Genomic DNA, 17,419 nt, shown 5'->3' on the forward strand with positions numbered 1-17,419 from the left:
CACCATGAAGTTCGTTGACGAAGCCTATATAGATATCTCTGCTGGAGACGGTGGGGCGGGGTGCGTCTCGTTCCGGCATGAGAAGTACAAAGAATTTGGCGGCCCCAATGGCGGCGATGGTGGCCGTGGTGGCCATGTCTACGCGGTGGCCGATATCAACCTGAACACGCTGGTGGACTTCCGTTTTTCGCGTCGCCACGACGCGCAGCGCGGGGAGCACGGCATGGGCTCCGACATGTTTGGCGCAGCCGGCGCCGACATCACCCTGAAGATGCCCGTGGGCACCATCATCTCTGACGCCGAAACTGGCGAGGTGCTGTTTGAGCTGCTGGTGCCAGGCGAGGTGATCACCATTGCCAAGGGCGGCGACGGCGGCTTTGGCAACATGCGCTTCAAGAGCGCTATCAACCGCGCGCCACGTCAGAAGACGCCCGGCTGGCCCGGTGAGAAGCGCGAGCTCAAGCTTGAACTGAAAGTCTTGGCCGATGTGGGCCTGCTGGGCATGCCCAATGCGGGCAAGTCCACGTTCATTACGGCGGTGTCCAACGCCCGTCCGCGCATTGCCGACTACCCCTTCACCACCTTGCACCCCAACCTGGGTGTGGTGCGCGTGGGCCCGGAGCAGAGCTTTGTGGTGGCCGACTTGCCCGGACTGATTGAAGGCGCTGCCGAAGGCGCCGGTCTGGGCCACCAGTTTTTGCGCCATTTGCAGCGCACCCGTTTGCTGCTGCATATTGTGGACATTGCCCCGTTTGACGAGGGTGTGGACACTGTCAAGCAGGCCAAGGCGATTGTCAACGAGCTGAAAAAATACGACCCCAACCTGTACGCCAAGCCGCGCTGGCTGGTGCTCAACAAGGTGGACATGCTGCCCGTAGAAGAGCGCGAGGCCATCATCAAGGACTTCATCAAGCGCTACAAGTTCAAGGGGCCGGTGTTCCAGATCTCGGCGCTGACGCGCGAGGGCTGCGAGCCGCTCATCAAGGAAATCTACAAACACGTGAAGGCCCAGCAGCAGGCTGAGCAGCCGCATGTGGAAGTGGACCCGCGCTTTACCGGCGAAGAGCCTCCCGCCAACCCCTGAGCCGCCTACAGACCGCGTGACCAAGAAAACTGCATCTTCCGCACTGCGCAAAGCCAAACGCGTAGTCATCAAAGTCGGCTCCAGCCTGGTGACCAATGAAGGCCGCGGCCTGGACGAGCAGGCCATTGGCGAATGGTGCCGCCAGATTGCACACCTGATGGGCGACGGGCGCGAGGTCATCATGGTCTCCAGCGGTGCTATTGCCGAGGGCATGAAGCGCCTGGGCTGGACGGCACGGCCCAAGGCCATTCAAGAACTGCAGGCCGCTGCCGCCGTAGGACAAATGGGCCTGGCCCAGATGTACGAAACCAAGCTGCGCCTGAACGCATTGGGCAGCGCCCAGGTGCTTCTGACCCATGCCGACCTGGCCGACCGCGAGCGCTACCTGAACGCCCGCTCCACCCTGCTGACCCTGTTGAAGCTGGGTGTGGTGCCGGTGATCAACGAGAACGACACGGTGGTGAACGACGAAATCAAGTTTGGCGACAATGACACCCTGGGTGCACTGGTGGCCAACCTGGTGGAAGCCGATGCACTGATCATCCTCACGGACCAGAAGGGCCTGTTCACGGCCGATCCGCGCAAGGACCCCTCTGCCCGCTTTGTGCACGAAGCCAAGGCCGGTGACCCGGAGCTCGAGCAGATGGCCGGGGGTGCTGGCTCCAGCATTGGGCGCGGCGGCATGATCACCAAGATTCTGGCAGCCAAGCGCGCCGCGGGCTCCGGGGCCTCCACGGTGATTGCCTGGGGCCGTGAGCCCGACGCGCTGATCCGCCTGACGGCGGGCGAGCCCATAGGAACGCTGCTGGTGGCACAAACCCAGAAGACGCAGGCCCGCAAGCAGTGGATTGCTGACCATTTGCAGATGCGCGGCGCCGTGGTGGTGGACGCCGGTGCGGTGGCCAAGCTGCGCGATGGGGGCAAAAGCCTGCTGCCCATTGGCATGGTGCAGGTAGAAGGCGATTTTTCGCGCGGGGATGTGATTGCGGTGCGCGACGACAGCGGCACCGAGATCGCCCGCGGACTGGCCAACTACTCCAGCGCCGAGGCGCGCCTGATATGCCGCAAGCCGTCTTCAGAGATTGAGCGGCACCTGGGCTATGCAGCCGAGTCCGAGATGGTGCACCGCGACAACCTGGTGATTACGCGCTAGTTGCCAAGAGAGCGCCTGCCCAGGCACTCATGCGTTGGCTTGAACCTGCTGAAGTGATGTAGTAACATTTCTACCTCTCTTGAACATGCGGGGTAGTTGCCATGACCATCACCACCTTATCAAGCCGGGAGTTCAACCAAGGCGCTAGTGAGGCAAAGCGGGCTGCAAACAATGGGCCTGTGTTCATCACAGATCGGGGCCGACCGGCCCACGTGCTCCTGAGCATTGAGGACTACCAGCGTCTCACAAAGCAACGGCGCAACATTGCCGATGCGCTTGCCATGCCGGGTGTTGCTGACATCGAGTTTGAGCCGCCCCGTATGAACTTTGAAGCGCGGCCGGCTGATCTCTCATGATGTTTGTTCTTGATACCAACGTGGTGTCTGAACTGCGCAAGGTGCACCTTGGCAAGGCGGCCCCGAGCCTGATGGCATGGACCGAAAGTGTTGATGCAGCTGATCTTTATGTATCAGCCATCACCATCATGGAACTGGAACTTGGCGTTCTGTTGATTGAGAGAAAGGACGCCACCCAGGGGGCCTTGCTGCGCTCGTGGCTGGAGCAGCACGTGTTGCCTGAATTCTCCGGGCGCACGCTGCCTGTCGATACCGCGGTGGCACAACGCTGCGCCCGGCTGTACGTACCTGACAAACGCGGCGAGCGTGATGCACTCATCGCGGCGACTGCCCTTGTGCACGGCATGACAGTGGTCACTCGCAATGTCGCAGATTTCCTGCCCACCGGAGTCAGCCTCGTCAATCCGTGGGATTTCAGTTAGACCGCTTGCCTAGGCCTGGCTTTTGCCCACTGCGCAGTGCGTCAATGATTTCTTGCTTGCTGGTTGCCAGGCGGCTCTGGCAACCGCCTTGCCGTGCAAAGGCCTGGGCGTGGCGGGAGGGCATGTTGTCGTTGACCGGTTTCCAGTCTGTTTTTGCCTGTGTGACCCATGCGCCAGACGCGTTGAGCCGTGCGTAGGTTTTCACTTCATCGGTAACGCAGCGTATGCCTTCATAGACCGCGTTGGTGCTGCCGGTGGCGTTGGCCATGACAATGACATAGCGCACCACGCCATCACTACCCACAGCAATGGTTTCCGGGTCCACGCCCACTTTGATCGACACATAGCTTGGCATGTCGATGGGAATCAGCCGGTCTTTGGAAAATGCGGGGGGCGGGGGTGTTGCTTCTTCCGCCCAGTCCGGGTTGTCAGTGCCGTTGCCGGACTGCGCCAGACTGCATGTGCCAGACAGCGCCAGCATGCATGCCAGAGTCAGCCGGGCCAGGTTGTTATTGCTCATTGGAATCCGTGAGGTCGCCATGGGGCAGGCTTTGCCCGGCGGCTGGTTCGCTGCCTATGGGGGTGAAAGGGGCAAAGGGTGCGAGCGGCGCGGGTGCACTTTGGCGCGCGCCCGGGTCAGCGTCACGCGTGCGGTTGCCGTGGCGCAAATAGCGGTTGCGGATTTCGCTGCGCGGCAGAAAGCGGGCCAGCTCGGTCAGGGCCATTTCATACACGCCACGTTTGAATTCGACTACCGACTCCAGCGGTACCCAGTAGTCATTCCAACGCCAGGCGTCGAACTCCGGGTGGTCGGTGGCGCGCAGGTTCAAATCCCAGTCGTGGCCGGTCAGTTGAAGCAGATACCAAATCTGCTTCTGGCCCTTGTAATGGCCACGCGCGTCGCGTCGGATGTACCTGTCTGGCACCTCATAGCGCAACCAGTCTCGGGTACGGGCAACGATCGCTACATGCTGCGGATGCAGCCCCACTTCTTCGTGCAATTCACGGAACATGGCCTGCTCGGGAGTCTCCCCCCGGTCAATGCCACCCTGCGGAAATTGCCACGAGTGGGTGCGTAAACGTTTGCCCCAAAATACCTGATTTCTCTGGTTGAGCAGGATGATGCCGACATTGGGGCGAAAGCCGTCCCGGTCAAGCATAATCAAACCCCAATTCTTAAACTTCGTTCATTATGCACAGCAACTGAGGTGCATCAAGGGACGAAGCCTTCTGCAGCCTTTGAAGAACATCCAAGCAGCGCCATGAAAGCCTCCCAATTCCTTATCTCCACCCTCAAAGAAGCGCCGGCCGATGCCGAGGTGGTCAGCCACAAACTGATGATGCGTGCGGGGATGATCAAAAAGCTGGGCGCCGGCATTTACAGCTACATGCCCATGGGTCTGCGGGTGGTGCGCAAGGTGGAAGCCATCGTGCGCGAGGAGATGAACCGCGCTGGCGCTGTGGAGCTGGCCATGCCGGTAATTCAACCCGCCGAGCTGTGGCAGGAGACCGGCCGCTTTGAGGCCATGGGCCCGGAACTGCTGCGCATCAAGGACCGCCATGAGCGCGACTATGTGGTGCAGCCCACCAGCGAAGAGGTGGTGACCGACATCGCGCGCCAGGAGATCAAGAGCTACAAGCAGCTGCCCAAGAACTTCTACCAGATACAGACCAAGTTCCGCGACGAGCGCCGCCCGCGTTTTGGCCTGATGCGTGGGCGCGAGTTCACCATGAAGGACGCCTACAGCTTTGACCGTGACCAGGATGCCGCCAAGCTGAGCTACCAGGTCATGGCGAAGGCCTACCGCAAGATTTTTGACCGCTTTGGCCTGGTGTACCGCGCCGTGGCCGCTGACAGCGGTGCCATTGGGGGCGACCTGTCCGAAGAGTTCCAGGTGATTGCCGCCACCGGTGAAGACGCCATCGTCTACTGCCCGGGCAGCGACTACGCCGCCAACATGGAAAAGGCCGAGGCGCTGGCGCCCCAGAGCCCACGCGCAGCGGCCACCCAGGCGTTGGAGAAAGTCTCCACCCCCGGCATGAGCACCTGTGTGGACGTTGCCAACTACCTGAAGCTGCCGATTGAAAACTCGCTCAAGACCCTGGTGGTGGCTACCGATGAGCGTGATGACAAGGGCGAGATCGTCAAGAGCCGTGTGTGGCTGCTGCTGATTCGTGGCGACCGCAGCATGAACGAGGTGAAGGTTGGCAAGATACCCGGCCTGGCCGGTTTCCGCTTTGCCACACTGACCGAGATTGACGAGCACTTTGGCTGCGAGCCCGGCTACCTGGGCCCGGTGGGCCTGAAGAAGCCGCTGAGCGTGGTGGTTGACCGCGAAGTGGCCGTGATGTCCGACTGGATTTGCGGCGCCAATGTGGCCGACTACCACCTGAGCGGTGTGAACTGGGGCCGTGACCTGCCCGAGCCCGATGTGATTGCCGACCTTCGCAATGTGGTGGAGGGCGACCTGTCGCCGGATGGCAAGGGTGCGTTGGCGATTGAACGCGGCATTGAAATTGGCCACGTGTTCTACCTGGGCACCAAATACAGCCGCGCCATGAACGCCACTTTTCTGGATGTGAACGGCAAGCCGCAGTTCATGGAGATGGGCTGCTACGGCATTGGCATTACCCGCCTGCCTGCAGCTGCCATTGAGCAAAACCACGACGAGCGCGGCATCATCTGGCCGGATGCCTTGGCACCGTTTACCGTGGTGTTGTGCCCCATCAGCCCGGACCGTTTCCCCGATGTGAAGGCCGCCGCCGACAAGCTGTACGCCGAGCTGATGGAAGCCGGTGTGGACGTGATTCTGGACGACCGCAACGAGCGCCCGGGTGCCATGTTTGCCGATTGGGAACTCATCGGTGTGCCGCACCGCGTGACCCTGGGCGACCGGGGCCTGAAGGAAGGCATGGTGGAGTACCAGCACCGCCGCGATGCAGCAGCCACCAGCGTGCCCGTGGCCGAGGTTCTGGGTCTGATCCAGGCGCGCCTGAAGGCCTGAGCATGGTGGCGTCGGCGCAGGGTGGGCCCAGTCGACGCGGCGTGTTGACCTTGTTGGGCGCACCCGCTTTGATGGGGCTGCCACAACTGGCCCGGGCAGGTGCGCAAATCGAAGAACCCTTGGCTGATGCGGTACGCAATGCCCTGAGCACAGCCGTCAGCAGCAGCGAGCCGCCCGAACCCGTGTTTGCCGATACCGAGGCGCGGCTGCACTACCTGCGCTGGAAGGTGGAGATGAACCAGCGCCTGGTGGCGCGCAATTCCGATCTGAAAACCCTGCAGGACCGAGACGAGTTCCTGCAGACGCTTTGGTACAACTGCAAGCGCACGCGGCTGGATGTGGCCCTGGTGTTGGGTCTGATCCAGGTGGAGAGTAACTTCCGCCGCTTTGCCGTGAGCAGCGTGGGTGCGCGCGGCTACATGCAGGTAATGCCGTTCTGGACCCGCAGTATTGGCGACGGCAACCCCAACAACCTGTTCCACAAGAAAGTGAATTTGCGCTTTGGCTGCGTGATCCTGCGCCACTACCTGGATCTGGAACGTGGCGACGCGTTTCTGGCGCTGGGGCGCTACAACGGCTCACGCGGCAAGGCGCCGTACCCCGATGCGGTTCAGGGTGCCCGCCGCCGCTGGGAAATCAAGGCCTGAACAAGGCCCGGATTGGTTTGGTGTTCAGGCCGGTTTGGCGGCCAGCGTCTGGGCCAGTTCGCCGGATTCGTACATTTCCATCATGATGTCCGAGCCACCAATGAACTCGCCCTTGACATAGAGCTGGGGGATGGTGGGCCACTGGCTGTAGTCCTTGATGCCCTGGCGGATTTCGTCGTCTTCCAGCACGTTGACGGTCTTGACCGCCTTGGGATCCACGCCGCAAGCTTTCAGGATCTGGATGGCGCGGCCCGAGAAGCCGCACTGGGGAAAGCTGGCCGTGCCCTTCATGAAAAGCAGGACTTCATTGGACTTCACCAGTTCATCGATACGTTGCTGTGCGTTGCTCATGTCAAAAACCTCTTTAAGTGCAAGCCCGGATTATTTCATCTTTGTTCAAGGCTGGATGCAATGAGCCGGTCTGGCCGCCAAAGCGGTGGGGTTTTTTACTGATAATCGGCCATCCCCACCTGTTCAGGTCCTCACCATGAAAATCGAAAAAAATTCCGCCGTTACCCTGCACTACACCGTCTCCGACACCTCTGGCAAATTGCTGGAGGAAAGCAAGGAGCCCATGTCCTATCTGCACGGCGGCTATGGCAACACCTTCCCCAAGGTGGAAGAAGCCCTGGAAGGCCAGCAAACCGCCTACCAGACCACGATTGAACTCAAGCCCGAAGATGCCTTTGGCCTGCGCGACGAAGGCCTGCTGCAAACCATTCCCAAGAGCCAGTTCCCGCCCGGCGTGAAGATTGGCGGCCAACTCGAAGGGCGCGATGACAGCGGCCACAGCATTGTGTTCACGGTGCTCAAGATCAAGGGCGACACGGTGTACCTGGATGGCAACCACCCGCTGGCTGGCAAGACCCTGCGCTTTGGCATCAAGGTGCTGGAGGTGCGGGCTGCCTCGGAAGAGGAAATTTCCCATGGACATGTGCACGGTGCACACGGCCACCACCACTGAACTGGATCCATAATGCGGGCCTAGGGAAGATAATTACAGTTTTTATCAATAAAAGGGTCTTTATGCGTCCAGCATTTCCTCGCGCCTTGTCGGCACTGATTGCGGCCACGGCCTTGTGCTTGGCGTTGCCTGCGGCAGCACTCCAGCCCGCCGCTGGCAAGGTGATCTTGTCCATTTCGGGCAATGTGGCTGAAAAGAACACGGCCACTGCGGCGGTATTTGATCTGGCCATGATCGAAAAGTTGCCACAGCGCAGCTTTACCACGATGACCCCCTGGGACAAGCAGCCCATCAAGTTCACCGGCCCCTTGTTGCGTGACGTACTGGCAGCGGCCAAGGCAACAGGTACCACCATCAAGGCGGTGGCCCTGAATGACTACCAGAGCAGCATTCCGTTGGAGGATGCACAGAAGTTCGACGTCATCCTGGCCCACAAGATGAATGATGCCGACATCCCGGTGAAGACCAAGGGCCCCTTGTTCATCGTCTACCCCTACGACACCAAGCCCGAGTTGCGCGCCGCCACCTATTACGAGCGCTCGGCCTGGCAGCTCAAGTCCCTGACGATTGAATAGCCTGCAAATGCAGGCCCGTACCAACAACCAGCGCTACCTGCTTTGGCTGGCGCTAGGTACGGCGGCCATGGCGCTGGCCATGGCTTCGTTGCTGGTTTTTGTGCTGGCGCAGAAGCGCGCCATCGATCAGAGCAGCGCTATCCAGTCGGACTCCCTCACGGCGCTGGCCTTCCAGTTTGAGCGGGAGTTCTTGCGCACCCGGCAATCATTTGCCGTCGCGTTGGCTAACCCGGACGCCGCGGATCTGGACGAGCTCACGTTGCGCTACGATATTTTCCAAAGCCGGTTGACCCTTCTGCGCGAAAGCCCAGGCGTCTCCCTGCTGGCTTCACGCAGCGAGTACCAGAAGGTCATCCCCCGGCTGGAGCACCTGGTGTCTGAATCGGATCAGGCGCTGTCGGGAAAACCCATGGATCGCGGGGCGCTGGCCCATGCGCTGGCGGAGTTCAACAGCCTGGGCTCTGATGTGCAGGCCTTGACGCTGGCAGCCAACTCCGAGGTGGCGCGCTTGCTGGAGCGCCAGTCGGACACGATGCGCAAACAGAATGCGCTCATCGTGTGGCTGACAGTGGCCCAATTGGTGCTGCTCCTGATTGCTTCGGGTGCCTTGGTGCTGCGCCAAAGGCGGCTGGAAGCCGAGCGTCTGGCCCTGGAGAAGATGACCGATGAACTCCGCGAGGCACATTTCCGGGCCGAAGCCGCCAACCGTGGCAAGAGCCAGTTCCTGGCCAATATGAGCCATGAGTTGCGGACCCCTTTCAACGGCCTGATGGGCATGCTGGGCCTGATGCAAAGCACGCCCATGACGCCGCAACAGGCCGACTACATTGAGACGGCACAGGGTTCTGCCAGCCACTTGTTGACCTTGTTGAATGACATTCTGGATCTGTCGGCGCTGGAGACCGGCAAGATGACCATCAAGCCCGCTCCTCTGGATCTGCCGCGCCTGCTGCGTGAGGTGAACGCGCTCATGCTGCCTCTTGCCAAGAGCAAGGGCCTGGGCTTCCAGATCCATGCGCCATCCGGGCCTTTGGCGCCCGTGCTGGCCGATGAGACGCGCATCAAGCAGATCGTGTTCAATCTGGTCAGCAACGCCATCAAGTTCACGGCCCAGGGTCGAGTGGACGTCAGGGTGTCGTGGCAGCTGCTCCCCGACGCAATCCAGGAAGTTGCCTTCGAGATTCAGGACACGGGCCTCGGCATGGACGCCTCGGTGCTGTCCCGCCTGTTCCAGCGCTTCTACCAGGTGGACGACAGCAGCACGCGGCGTTTTGGCGGCACGGGCCTGGGGCTGGAAATTTCGCAGTCGTTGGCGAACATGATGGACGGCGAAATTACGGTGCGCAGTGAAGTGGGCGTGGGTTCAACCTTTACCGCCACACTGCGCTTGCCCCTGGACACCGCTGCCCCCGCGTTGCCCGCGGTGGTCCCTGCAGGTGCCACGCAGGTGAGTCTTCCCTTGGTGGCTGCACCGGTGCCCGAGCTTGCACATACCCTGCGTGTGCTGGTGGTGGAGGACCACCCCATCAACCAGAAACTGGTGGGGGTGCTTCTGGGGCGCATGGGCTGCCACATCAGCTACTGCGAAAACGGGCAACTGGCCGTGGAGCAAGTGCAACGCGAGGCGTTTGACCTGATCCTGATGGATGTGAATATGCCGGTGATGGACGGGCTGGCCGCCACCCGTCTGATCCGGGCCTTGCCAAGCCCTGTAGCGGACACCCCGATTGTGGTGCTGACGGCCGATGTGATGAACGAAGCCAGCGAGCAGGCGCTGGCGGCCGGTGCCAACGACTTCATCAGCAAGCCGCTCAAGGTTGAGCAGTTGCGTGCCATCATTCAGAAGCATGCCGTAGCCAGGACTTTGCATAAGTAGATTTATTGCTTGAATATCAAAAATTTGGCAATTAAATTGCTAAAAACACCTTTTCAATAATTTTTTGGCAATAGTCTGCGCTTCTTGTTGGCATACCATACTTCTTAGACGGCTTCGTATGCAAAGCCCAAGGAGTTTCACCCGTGTTAGCCCAGCCCGCCACCAAATACCGCGCCTTCCAGGGCATTCAGCTCACTGACCGCCAATGGCCCTCGCGCACCCTGACCAGCGCACCCCTGTGGATGAGCAGCGACCTGCGCGACGGCAACCAGTCGCTGTTTGAGCCCATGAACGGCGAGCGCAAGATGCGCATGTTCCGCACCCTGTGCCAGGTGGGTTTCAAGCAGATTGAGGTGGCTTTCCCCAGCGCCTCGCAAACCGAGTTTGACTTTGTGCGCAGCCTGATTGAAGGCGGCAATATTCCGGCTGACGTCACCATCGAGGTGCTGACCCAATCGCGTGAACACCTGATACGCCGCACCATGGAGTCGCTCAAGGGCGCCCGCAGCGCCATCGTGCACGTGTACAACGCCACCGCCCCGGTGTTCCGCGAGGTGGTGTTTGGCATGCAAAAGGCCGAGATTGTGGAGATGGCCCTGCAGTCGGTGCGCCTGATCAAGCAACTGGCCGCCGAGCAGCCCGAGACCGCCTTCACCCTGGAATACAGCCCCGAGGTCTTCAGCAGCACCGAGCCTGAATTTGCGCTGGAAATCTGCAACGCCGTGACGGCCGAGTGGGGCGCAACCCCTGCCAACAAGGTGATTCTGAACCTGCCTGCCACTGTGGAAGGCTCCACGCCCAACGTGTATGCCGACCAGATTGAGTGGATGCACCGCAACCTGGCGCGGCGCGACAGCGTCATCCTCAGCCTGCACCCGCACAACGACCGCGGCACCGCCGTGGCCGCTGCCGAGCTCGGCCTGATGGCCGGTGCCGACCGGGTGGAAGGCTGCCTGTTTGGCAATGGCGAGCGCACGGGCAATGTGGACATCGTCACCCTGGCCCTCAACCTCTATACGCAGGGTGTAGCGCCCGGCCTGGACTTTTCCGACATCAACGCCGTGGCCCGCACGGTGGAGTATTGCAACCAGTTGCCCATCCACCCGCGCCACCCCTATGTGGGCGACCTGGTCTTTACGGCCTTTAGCGGCTCGCACCAGGACGCCATTAAAAAAGGCCTGGCCGCGCAAAAGCCGGACACGATTTGGGACGTGCCCTATATGCCCATTGACCCTGCCGACCTGGGCCGCAGCTACGACTCGGTGATCCGCGTCAACAGCCAGAGCGGCAAGGGCGGTATCGCCTACCTGATGGAGGTGGATTACGGCGTCGTGATGCCGCGGCGCCTGCAGGTGGAGTTTTCGGGCGAGGTGCAAAGCTACACCGACGCACACGGCGGCGAGATGACGGCACAAGACATCTGGAAGCTGTTTGACGCCACCTACCTGCACGCTGCCAACGCCGGTGTGCGCTATGTGGACCACCATCTGTTTGAGGCTGCCGCCGTGGGCAGCATGCATGTGCAGGGCATTGAGCTGCATTTGGAGTCCCACGGCAAGCCGCTGCATCTCAAGGGCGCTGGCAACGGCCCTATTGATGCCGCCGTGCACGCCCTGCGCAGTGCGGGTATCGAGGTGCAGGTACGCAGCTTTGAAGAACGCTCCACCAAAGCCAGCCACCAGGGCGCGGACGCCCAGGCCTGCGCCTTTCTGGAGCTGGCCGCGCAGGGTGCCGTCAACGCCAAGCAGGGTGAGCGCTTTGGCGTGGGGCTGGACAGCAACATCGTCACCGCCTCCATCAGGGCGCTGGTCAGCGGTGTCAACCGTCTGGGCCTGGCTGCAGCGGTTGCCCGTGTCGAAGTGGAAGACGCGGCTGCGTGATCTCGCACGTCAACATCGGCATCACGGATTTCGAGCGGGCCTTTGCCTTCTACAGCGCCGTGCTGCCGGAGCTGGGCCTGGTACTGAAGTTCAGCGAACCGGATAAGCCCTGGGCGGGTTGGGTCTCACCCGAGGCGCCTCGGCCATTGTTTCTGATTGCACGCCCCTTTGATGGCCAGCCGCACGCTGGGGGCAACGGCCAGATGGTGGCGCTGCAGGCCCGCACCCGGGCTGCGGTGGACCGCGTTTATGCCGAGGCCATGGCCCAAGGCGCGCGCAGCGAAGGCGCGCCGGGCCTGAGGGTGCATTACCACGCCGACTACTACGGCGCCTACTTTCGCGATCTGGATGGCAACAAGCTGTGCGTGTGTTGCCACGCGGCCGAGAGCACGGCTTCTTAGCGATAGAAGGGTGCCCGGGAGCGGCACCCTGAGGGCCTATGCCTTTTTCAAAAAGCAGGCCTTCAGCATAAAGCTGCCGCCGTCCATCTTGCAGTCCACCTCGTGGTCGCCACCCACCAGGCGGATGCTTTTGACCTTGGTGCCCATTTTCAGCACGGTCGAGCTGCCCTTGACCTTCAGGTCCTTGATCAGCACCACCGCATCGCCGTCTTGCAGCACCTGGCCGTTGGAGTCTCTCACTACCGCATCGGCATCGTCTTCCGAAGCAGCGGCGGCTTGCGGCCACTCAAAGCCGCAATCGGCGCAGACAAAGTTGGTGCCATCGGGGTAGGTGTTTTCCAGTGTGCACTGGGGGCAGGCGGGTGTGGTCATAGTGGGGCTCAACAAGAGAATGGGTTACTGGACGCTCGGGTCCAGGCTGCAGGCGTGGAATACGTCGTCACGCTTGCACAGCAGTCTGGTGGACGCTGGGCACCTGGTGACCAGCACGTTGCGGTCCCTCATGATATCGTTTGATCTGTCGGCGTTCAGAGTACCCCTCGCCTCAATCTTGCTGCCGATTGGATGCATTTCCCGGTCGGGGACCTCTGCGCTTTTATCAGCAATGAATTGCGGATACCCAAAAATTCGAAGGTGGCAAATATGGGAATTGGTGGGCCGAAATTGAATGTTGGAACAGCCTTCAGGATTGCTGTGTTGTCTATGGCCTGCCTGATGACTGCAAAGGCGCATGCTGAATGGAAAGTCCTGACGGTCAACTTCGACAAGACAGTCACTATCTGGGTCGAGTCCTCATCCATGAAGAGGCGTGACGACTATGTTTTCGCCTGGGTGATCTACGACCGCGAAGATGCAGCAGAGGACGGTGCAATGTCCTCCAAGGCCCTGAACCAGTACGATTGCGCTAACCGCCAGGCCCGCACTTGGCTGCAAAGCGTCTATACCAAATCAATGGCGGGCGGTGAGCGCATGACACCGCGGCGCAAGGCGCAGTGCGAGGCTGGTGATTCCCTGGAAATCCGCCTGGACGACGATTGCGCCCAGACCTGGAAGCCGGTTATGAACCGCACGACCGGTTCAGACATTCTGAAGGAGCTGTGCGTGGGGCAGGCGGCTTACGTTTACCGGTAGCCGTTTGACAGGTGCGGGTTGGCACGTGCGCCGCTGGCATGCACAAGGAGGGAAAGTAACGGCAAACTCAGTCTCTTCATGTCAGTTGTCTTCGCCGTTGGCTCGAATGAACGATTGCCAATGCAGTTTCACAGCGTATCAAAGTGCTTGCAAGCACCTGCTGATGCGCAATTGCCCGCCGCTGCAGCGCTCAATGCCTGCCAGATCGCAGCGCGACTGCACCTGGTCAAAGCCCGCCTGCAGCAGCAGGACGCGCACCGCCTCGGCCTGGTCATAGCCATGCTCCAGCAGCAGCCAGCCGCCAGGCAGCAGGTGGGCAGAGGCTTGGTCGATGATGGTGCGCAGGTCATTCAATCCATCCGCACCACTTGCCAGCGCCTGCAAGGGCTCGTGGGTGAGGGCGGCCAGATGCTCGTCCTCGGCGGCTATGTAGGGCGGGTTGGAGACTATGAGCTGGAAGCTGCCTTTCAAACCGGCCAGCCAGCTGCCCTGGTGAAACTGCACATCCAGCGTCAGCCGCGCGGCATTGGCACGTGCTACGGCCAGTGCGTCGGTGCTGAAATCCAGGGCGTGTACCTGCCACAAGGGGCGGCTGTGCTTGAGGGCCATTGCGATGGCGCCGCTGCCGGTGCCCAGGTCGATTGCGGCGGGCTGTGCGTGGGCCGTGGGTGACGTACTTTCGGCGGATGCAGATGCAGATGCAGATGTGGGTGTCGTTGACGGCGTGCTGTGCAGGCTGTCCATGGTTTCCAGCGCCCAGTCCACCAGGGTTTCGGTGTCGGCGCGCGGGTCCAGCACGCGCACGTCCACGGCCAGCGTCAGGCCGTAAAACTCTTTCAAGCCGGTGATGTAGGCCAGCGGCTCTCCCGCCGCCCGGCGCTGGGCCACGGTTTGCAACAGTGCCTCGGCCTCGGCGGGCATGGCGTCCGTGCCGTGGGCCAGCAGCCAGGCCCGCTCGCTGCTGGCGCGGCCCAGCGCGTGCAGCACCAGCAACTGCGCGTCCAGCCGCTCCAGCCCCAACGACTGGCCGTAGCGCACCGCCTCGTCAATGCGCATGCCGCGCTCCGAAGCGGGTGAGAAGGTGAACGCAGATGGGCATGCCGGTGCAAAGAATCAGGCGTTGAGTTCCAGCGCCGCCATTTGCTGCGCGGCCTCATAGGCCTGCAGTGCGTCGATCACGTCAATGAGGTCGCCCTCCATGATGTTCAGCAGCTTGTACAGGGTCAGGTTGATGCGGTGGTCCGACAGGCGGCCCTGCGGAAAGTTGTAGGTGCGTATGCGGTCACTGCGGTCACCGCTGCCCACCAGGCTCTTGCGTTCGGCCGCATCCTTGGCGGCGCGCTCGGAGCGGTCTTTTTCGTGGATGCGGGCGGTCAGTACCTTGAGGGCTTGGGCCTTGTTGCTGTGCTGGCTACGCCCGTCCTGGCATTCGGCCACGATGCCGGTGGGCAGGTGGGTGATGCGCACGGCCGAGTCGGTTTTGTTGATGTGCTGGCCACCGGCGCCGCTGGCGCGGTAGGTGTCAATGCGCAGGTCGGAAGGGTTGATTTTGATGGCCTCGGCCTCATCCTGCTCGGCCAGTACGGCCACGGTACAGGCGCTGGTGTGGATGCGCCCTTGGGTTTCGGTGGCGGGTACCCGTTGCACGCGGTGGCCGCCGGACTCGAACTTCAGCATGCCATAGGCGCCGCAGGCTCCGCCACTGGTCATCACCGTGCCTTCGATGCGCAGCACCACTTCCTTGTAGCCGCCGAGCTCGCTCTCCGACGCGCTCATGATCTCGGTCTTCAGACCCTGGGCATCGCAAAAGCGGGTGTACATGCGCGCCAGGTCCGCCGCAAACAGGGCCGATTCATCGCCCCCCGTGCCGGCACGGATTTCCACAAAGGCCGGACGCTGGTCGTCCGGGTCTTTGGGCAAGAGCATGCGCTGCAACTCCAGCTCCAGTTGGGCCAGCTCGGCGGTGGCGCCGTCAATTTCTTCCTGTGCCATCTCGGCCATGTCGGCGTCGTCGCTGGAGCCCGCCAGCATCTCCTGGCCCGCTGCCAGGTCAGCTTCACGCTGCTGGTAGCGCGCCCAGCGGCTGGCCACAGCGCCCACTTCGGTGTGCTCGCGTGAGAGGGCCAGAAACTGCTTCATGTCCTGCATGATGTCTTCGCGCGAGAGCAGGAATTCCAGCTCGCCCAGGCGGTCGGCAAAGCGGGAGAGTTGTTGGCGTAAAAAGGGTTTCATGGGATTTTGGAATACAGAAGAACAAGAACACCGCCTGTCGATGGCGGCCACAGCGGCGGCAGGGCAGCCCCGCTAACGTTCTTTGCGCAGGAAGAAGTGTTCGATGGCGTTGGCGGCGCGCTCGCGCGCCTGGGCATCGCCCGTGCGCAACTCGGCCATGGCGCCGTGCAGCATCTTTTGGGTGAGGCCCCGGGCCAGCGCTTCCAGGGTGGCGTCCACATCACCGCCTCGGGCCAGCGCCTTGCGCGCCTTCGCCAGTTCGCCGGCACGCCACTGGTCCGCCTGGGCGTTGAGCTGCTGAATCAGGGGCACAGCATTGCGCTGCTCGATCCAGTGCATAAAGCTTTGCACGCCGGCATCCACAATCGCCTCGGCCTGGGCCACTGCCGCCTGGCGGCTGGCCTGGGCGGTTTGCACAACACCGGCCAGGTCGTCCACGGTGTACAGGTACACGTCACCCAGGGCCTTGACCTCGGGTTCGATGTCGCGAGGCACAGCCAGGTCCACCATGAACATGGGGCGGTGGCGACGTTTCTTGAGGGCACGCTCCACAGCACCCAGGCCGATGATGGGCAAGGTGCTGGCGGTGCAGCTGATGATGGCGTCGAACTCGTGCAGGCGGTCTGGCAGGTCGGCCAGGCGCATCACCTCGGCGCCAAAGCGCACGGCCAGCTTTTCACCGCGCTCCAGGGTGCGGTTGGCTATGGCCATCGATTTCGGATTCTTGGCGGCAAAGTGGGTGGCGCACAGCTCGATCATTTCGCCCGCGCCCACAAACAGCACCTTCACCTGGGCCAGGTCTTCAAACAATTGGCCCGAGAGGCGCACGGCCGCTGCGGCCATGCTGATGGAGTGCGCGCCGATTTCGGTGGAAGTGCGTACTTCCTTGGCCACGGCAAACGAGCGCTGGAACAACTGCGACAGGGTGGTGCCCAAGGCACCGGCGGCGTCGGCGGCACGGACCGCGTCCTTGATCTGCCCCAGAATTTGCGGCTCGCCCAGCACCATGGAGTCCAGCCCGCTGGCCACACGGAAGGCGTGGCGTGCGGCCTCATCGCCTTCCAGGTGGTAGGTGTGGGAGCGCAGTTCGTGGGTGGATACGCCGCCGCTCTGGGCCAGCCAGGCCAACGTCTGCTCCATGGCGGCTTCGTCGCCGGCGCAGTAGATTTCGGTGCGGTTGCAGGTGGAGACAATGGCCGCTTCCGGATTGCGGGCCAGCGAATCGCGCAGGGCCTGCAGATGGGGCTCCACCTTGTCCATGGCGAACGCAAACCGGCCCCGCATGTCCAGCGGTGCGGTGGTGTGGTTGATTCCTAATGCCCAGACTGCCATACGTTGTGTTGCGGATTATAAAATCCCGTTCTTCCCTGTTCCAATGGGGTTCGTTCTTATTGCGGACCCAATCACACCATGAGCCTGCTCGGCTTGCTAGACCATCTGCTGAATTTCATCGCACCCGCCTTGGTGGTCGGCCTGTTGGTGGCGGCCCTGGCGCCACTGGTCATGAAAAAGGCACGTCCCCATCATACTTGGCTCACCCAGGCTGCTATAAATTCTGTAGCTTGCGGCCTGACCCTGCTGGCCGGGCTGCTGGTCTTTGGCCGCGACGGCAAGATGCTCACCTATGCCGCCATGGTGCTGGTCTGCGCCAGCTGCCAGTGGTTTGCCGCCAAGGCCTGGCGTGGCTGAGCTC

The 17,419-nt window shown here is 61.9% G+C and carries 19 protein-coding genes and 1 pseudogene; 13 read left to right on the plus strand and 7 right to left on the minus strand.

Annotated elements, in window-relative coordinates:
• Positions 1–4 precede the first annotated feature (4 nt).
• The 4 genes from cgtA to DIC66_RS04670 all read left to right on the plus strand — a co-directional run bounded on the left by cgtA (position 5) and on the right by DIC66_RS04670 (position 3,015).
• Positions 5–1,084, plus strand: a complete 1,080-nt coding sequence (gene cgtA / locus DIC66_RS04655) for an Obg family GTPase CgtA (RefSeq protein ID WP_117174565.1) — start codon at positions 5–7, stop codon at positions 1,082–1,084.
• 16 nt (positions 1,085–1,100) lie between these two features.
• Positions 1,101–2,237 carry a glutamate 5-kinase gene (proB, locus tag DIC66_RS04660; protein WP_117174567.1) on the plus strand — a complete coding sequence of 379 codons (1,137 nt, stop codon included), beginning with the start codon at positions 1,101–1,103 and terminating at the stop codon, positions 2,235–2,237.
• A 101-nt stretch (positions 2,238–2,338) separates the two neighbouring features.
• Entirely contained in the window at positions 2,339–2,593 is a 255-nt protein-coding gene (locus tag DIC66_RS04665; RefSeq protein WP_117174569.1) for a type II toxin-antitoxin system Phd/YefM family antitoxin, read from the plus strand.
• A complete protein-coding gene (locus tag DIC66_RS04670; RefSeq protein WP_199534663.1) occupies positions 2,590–3,015 on the plus strand; it encodes a type II toxin-antitoxin system VapC family toxin in 426 nt (141 codons plus the stop codon). Before DIC66_RS04665 ends, DIC66_RS04670 begins: the two co-directional genes overlap by 4 nt.
• Here the strand turns inward: DIC66_RS04670 and DIC66_RS04675 are convergent.
• Together DIC66_RS04675 and DIC66_RS04680 are read right to left on the minus strand one after the other, a co-directional pair.
• The gene (locus DIC66_RS04675; protein ID WP_158558843.1) at positions 3,008–3,535 is read right to left on the minus strand and encodes a CNP1-like family protein; all 528 of its coding nucleotides are present in this window, start codon (positions 3,533–3,535) and stop codon (positions 3,008–3,010) included. The two genes, DIC66_RS04670 and DIC66_RS04675, sit on opposite strands and share 8 nt — an antisense overlap.
• A 117-nt stretch (positions 3,536–3,652) precedes the next feature.
• Positions 3,653–4,175: pseudogene (locus tag DIC66_RS04680) on the minus strand (RNA pyrophosphohydrolase); the annotation flags it as partial.
• Positions 4,176–4,277: 102 nt separating this feature from the next.
• Between DIC66_RS04680 and DIC66_RS04685 the strand changes: the two are divergent.
• Positions 4,278–6,020: a proline--tRNA ligase gene (locus tag DIC66_RS04685; protein ID WP_117174573.1), complete on the plus strand. Its 1,743-nt coding sequence runs from the start codon at positions 4,278–4,280 to the stop codon at positions 6,018–6,020.
• A 2-nt stretch (positions 6,021–6,022) separates the two neighbouring features.
• Positions 6,023–6,667, plus strand: coding sequence for a lytic transglycosylase domain-containing protein (locus DIC66_RS04690; protein ID WP_117174575.1), 645 nt, complete (start codon positions 6,023–6,025; stop codon positions 6,665–6,667).
• 24 nt (positions 6,668–6,691) lie between these two features.
• On the opposite strand, the gene grxD is transcribed toward DIC66_RS04690, so the two are convergent.
• Entirely contained in the window at positions 6,692–7,018 is a 327-nt protein-coding gene (grxD, locus tag DIC66_RS04695; RefSeq protein ID WP_117174577.1) for a Grx4 family monothiol glutaredoxin, read from the minus strand.
• A gap of 136 nt (positions 7,019–7,154) precedes the next feature.
• Here grxD and DIC66_RS04700 point away from each other — a divergent pair, with 136 nt between their 5' ends.
• From DIC66_RS04700 to DIC66_RS04720, 5 genes are all read left to right on the plus strand, one after another.
• Entirely contained in the window at positions 7,155–7,631 is a 477-nt protein-coding gene (locus DIC66_RS04700) for an FKBP-type peptidyl-prolyl cis-trans isomerase (protein WP_117174578.1), read from the plus strand.
• 62 nt (positions 7,632–7,693) lie between these two features.
• Entirely contained in the window at positions 7,694–8,206 is a 513-nt protein-coding gene (locus tag DIC66_RS04705; RefSeq protein ID WP_117174579.1) for a putative pterin-binding protein, read from the plus strand.
• On the plus strand, positions 8,199–10,082 hold the full coding sequence (locus tag DIC66_RS04710) for a response regulator (RefSeq protein WP_233505783.1): 1,884 nt from the start codon (positions 8,199–8,201) through the stop codon (positions 10,080–10,082). Before DIC66_RS04705 ends, DIC66_RS04710 begins: the two co-directional genes overlap by 8 nt.
• A gap of 143 nt (positions 10,083–10,225) precedes the next feature.
• Positions 10,226–11,962 carry a 2-isopropylmalate synthase gene (gene leuA / locus DIC66_RS04715; protein ID WP_117174581.1) on the plus strand — a complete coding sequence of 579 codons (1,737 nt, stop codon included), beginning with the start codon at positions 10,226–10,228 and terminating at the stop codon, positions 11,960–11,962.
• On the plus strand, positions 11,959–12,363 hold the full coding sequence (locus tag DIC66_RS04720) for a VOC family protein (protein WP_117174582.1): 405 nt from the start codon (positions 11,959–11,961) through the stop codon (positions 12,361–12,363). Before leuA ends, DIC66_RS04720 begins: the two co-directional genes overlap by 4 nt.
• A gap of 36 nt (positions 12,364–12,399) precedes the next feature.
• Here DIC66_RS04720 and DIC66_RS04725 read toward each other — a convergent pair whose 3' ends face one another.
• Positions 12,400–12,735, minus strand: coding sequence for a zinc ribbon domain-containing protein YjdM (locus DIC66_RS04725; RefSeq protein ID WP_117174583.1), 336 nt, complete (start codon positions 12,733–12,735; stop codon positions 12,400–12,402).
• Between the two features lie 192 nt (positions 12,736–12,927).
• On the opposite strand from DIC66_RS04725, the gene DIC66_RS04730 reads away from it, so the two are divergent.
• A complete protein-coding gene (locus DIC66_RS04730) occupies positions 12,928–13,494 on the plus strand; it encodes a surface-adhesin E family protein (protein WP_117174584.1) in 567 nt (188 codons plus the stop codon).
• Positions 13,495–13,632: 138 nt separating this feature from the next.
• Here DIC66_RS04730 and prmC read toward each other — a convergent pair whose 3' ends face one another.
• The 3 genes from prmC to hemA all read right to left on the minus strand — a co-directional run bounded on the left by prmC (position 13,633) and on the right by hemA (position 17,058).
• Entirely contained in the window at positions 13,633–14,550 is a 918-nt protein-coding gene (gene prmC / locus DIC66_RS04735; RefSeq protein WP_117174585.1) for a peptide chain release factor N(5)-glutamine methyltransferase, read from the minus strand.
• A 57-nt stretch (positions 14,551–14,607) separates the two neighbouring features.
• Positions 14,608–15,726 (minus strand): peptide chain release factor 1, encoded by a 1,119-nt coding sequence (prfA, locus tag DIC66_RS04740; RefSeq protein ID WP_117174586.1) that lies wholly within the window; start codon positions 15,724–15,726, stop codon positions 14,608–14,610.
• A gap of 72 nt (positions 15,727–15,798) precedes the next feature.
• On the minus strand, positions 15,799–17,058 hold the full coding sequence (gene hemA / locus DIC66_RS04745) for a glutamyl-tRNA reductase (protein WP_117174587.1): 1,260 nt from the start codon (positions 17,056–17,058) through the stop codon (positions 15,799–15,801).
• Positions 17,059–17,136: 78 nt separating this feature from the next.
• On the opposite strand from hemA, the gene DIC66_RS04750 reads away from it, so the two are divergent.
• The gene (locus tag DIC66_RS04750) at positions 17,137–17,415 is read left to right on the plus strand and encodes a hypothetical protein (protein ID WP_117174588.1); all 279 of its coding nucleotides are present in this window, start codon (positions 17,137–17,139) and stop codon (positions 17,413–17,415) included.
• Positions 17,416–17,419 lie beyond the last annotated feature (4 nt).

The organism is Rhodoferax lacus, from assembly GCF_003415675.1.
Classification (GTDB): Bacteria; Pseudomonadota; Gammaproteobacteria; order Burkholderiales; family Burkholderiaceae_C; genus Allorhodoferax; species Allorhodoferax lacus.